The organism is Frankia umida (genome assembly GCF_023242945.1).
GTDB lineage: Bacteria > Actinomycetota > Actinomycetes > Frankiales > Frankiaceae > Frankia > Frankia umida.
Genome location: NZ_JALKFT010000112.1, coordinates 1 through 609, shown reverse-complemented (window position 1 = coordinate 609; position 609 = coordinate 1). Strand labels below are relative to the sequence as shown.

The 609-nt window shown below is 70.1% G+C and carries 1 protein-coding gene; it reads right to left on the bottom strand.

Annotated features, from left to right (window positions below; all coding sequences use genetic code 11):
* Positions 1 to 91 precede the first annotated feature (91 nt).
* Complete coding sequence (locus MXD59_RS26010) at positions 92 to 577, bottom strand: winged helix-turn-helix domain-containing protein (RefSeq protein ID WP_248827203.1); 486 nt, start codon at positions 575 to 577, stop codon at positions 92 to 94.
* Between the last annotated feature and the right edge of the window lie 32 nt (positions 578 to 609).

Genomic DNA, 609 nt, shown 5'->3' with positions numbered 1-609 from the left:
CGTCCCCGCAGACTCCAACTGGTCACCCGAGGCGGCCGCAACGTCTGCCCCGCCTCATCCTCGAACACCACCCAGCCCCCGGTGACCGCCGCTATTTTCTTGCCCGCTCCCACACCTGCTCCCGCCACACCCCCACCGCACCCTCATCACGTTCGACCGCACGGCGCACCGGCACCTGACACGACCAGCCCCGCCGGTCCAACAGCAACCACACCCCCGCCAGCGTGTACTCCACCCCGAACATCCTGATAATCAGCTCCCGGATTCGGGCCAACGTCCACCGCTGGTCCACCCAGCCCGACGCCACCGGCCCCCGCTCCAACACCGCCTCCAACGCCCGCAACTGCTCTTCCTCCAGCCGGCAGCGCGAGGTGGGCCCCCGCGACCGCAACGCCGCCACCCCACCGTCCCTCCACCGCCGACGCCACCGCTCCACCGACCGCTCGCTCACCCGCAAACCCGCCGCAACCTCCCGATTCAACGCACCCCGCTCGAACAGATCCGCAGCCTCCCGCCGCACCCGCTCCCGACGATCCCGATCCTCGGCGGTCAACCCGCCACCCGTCGCATACCTCATACCAACCCACTACCCAACCCCCAACGATCACC

Coding starts and splice junctions, on each gene's coding strand:
- MXD59_RS26010 (WP_248827203.1), bottom strand. CDS start 577: ATGAGGTATGCGACGGGTGGCGGGTTGACCGCCGAGGATCGGGATCGT.